Genomic DNA, 1,852 nt, shown 5'->3' on the forward strand with positions numbered 1-1,852 from the left:
TAACATCATTGTTAAATTGTTTATATCTGAAATAGTTCATACAGAAGACTCCTTGTTGTTCAAATTATACTATAAATTCTACTTTGCAACAGAACCGGATTATCAATATCATTAGAATTTATTTTAGCTGGGTAGTCTGTTAGGCTTTTAAACTCATATAGAGTTTCATAATCATCTAGCAAATTTAATTTTTCATTAGGCAGAGAAGATTGTAATTTATTATATTTATTTGATTTCCCATTAGATATTAATTCATTAATAGCATTTTTAGTTTGTTGATTATCAATACTATCTTGAATATTCAATTCTTTGTGGAAGTATTGCATAGTTGAATATTTAACTAAAGGTATCTTACTTAAACTAGCTTTTGCTTTTATGTAATCATTAGACATAGTATCGTATTTTTGTTCAATAGCTGGTGCTTGTTGCTTTAAAAAATTATTAACATTTTGTGGTATTTTAGCTTTTGACCTGTTATTAAGATATTCATCATTACTAATTACTATAGACTTTGTTAAATCAATAGCTGAATTAGGTTTATCGGGCTGTTCGCCTCCTAAATTAATTTTATATTTATTAGGTACCTTTTGTGCATTTGTTCTAAAAGGTATACAAACTCTATTATTATTACGTTTGAAAGAATAATAATATGGTCTTGAACCATTTTTATTGCTTGATATTTCGTTTCCTCGTAGTTTATTAAATAGGTTTTGATTTAAACGAACAACTTCCATTGTTATTCACTCCATAAATTTAATAAAAAAGAGGCGTAATATACGCCTCCTTAAAACAATATAATGTGTTTTGATCTCTATAGTTGTTTCTTTCCGTGCAGTATTAATTTTTATATCTGCGCCACAACGCCGATTCTAGTTCGTGCAGTATTAATTTTTATATCTGCGCCACAACGCCGATTCTAGTTCGTGTAGTATTAATTTTTATATCTGCGCCACAACGCCGATTCTTTTCTTACTTATATTATATCAATACCTGTCATGTTATGCAATGTTTAGGATTACTTTTTAAACTCTCGTAAAATGCGATATACAGTATCTCTACTTACATTCGTTTTTTTAGCAATTTCTTGTCCTGTATATTCTTTGGTATCGTATAAATGTTTAATGTATTCTTTTTTTTCTTGTGGCATTGCTTTTCTGCCTCCCATGTTACCTCTTGCTCTAGCTGATTCTAAACCTTTTTTAGTTCTTTCGCTTAATAAGTTAGCCTCTAATTCAGCAAAAGCACTCATCATTGTAAAAAACATCTTTCCCATTGGGTCTTTTGTATTGATATTCATATCAATAATTTGTAATTCAATATTATTATTTTCTAACCATTGGGCTAAATCTATCAGTTGCTTAGTAGTCCTGCCTAATCTATCTAGCTTGTAAATAACTAAAGTGTCGCCTTCACGTAAATAATCTAAACATTTATCTAGTTCAGTTCTATTTACTTTACGCCCACTAACTTTTTCGCTAAATATTTTCTCACAACCAAAATTACTCAAAGCGTCTATTTGTAAATCTAAACTTTGATCTCTGGTAGATACACGAGCATAACCAATATTGGCCATAATTGTAATTATCCTTTCTAAAATAGCGTTGTATATTGTTTTTAATGTATAGTTATCTATAAAATTAATTCTCAATGCAAATGAGAGCTAATCTATTTGTATTATTTGCCATGTTATTTGTTAATTATCTTACTATGATTATAATACAAGATTTTAATACACCAGTCAACCCATTATAACGCTATTGTGACTTTACCTGCTAATTTAGAATAACTTTTCTTGATAAATGATAAAGCTCAATACATTCACTATTCCATTTTTTATATTTTTCGAAATTCC

General features: G+C 28.5%; 2 protein-coding genes. Both read right to left on the bottom strand.

Annotation, left to right across the window (positions count from 1 at the left end):
- Nucleotides 1-59: 59 nt before the first annotated feature.
- Nucleotides 60-734: a hypothetical protein gene (locus KA814_RS13170; RefSeq protein ID WP_245335676.1), complete on the bottom strand. Its 675-nt coding sequence runs from the start codon at nt 732-734 to the stop codon at nt 60-62.
- 281 nt (nt 735-1,015) lie between these two features.
- Nucleotides 1,016-1,573 (bottom strand): recombinase family protein, encoded by a 558-nt coding sequence (locus KA814_RS13175; protein WP_001273859.1) that lies wholly within the window; start codon nt 1,571-1,573, stop codon nt 1,016-1,018.
- Nucleotides 1,574-1,852: the final 279 nt, after the last annotated feature.

Source organism: Staphylococcus sp. GDY8P196P, from assembly GCF_017891705.1.
In the GTDB taxonomy this organism is placed as follows: Bacteria; Bacillota; Bacilli; order Staphylococcales; family Staphylococcaceae; genus Staphylococcus; species Staphylococcus ureilyticus.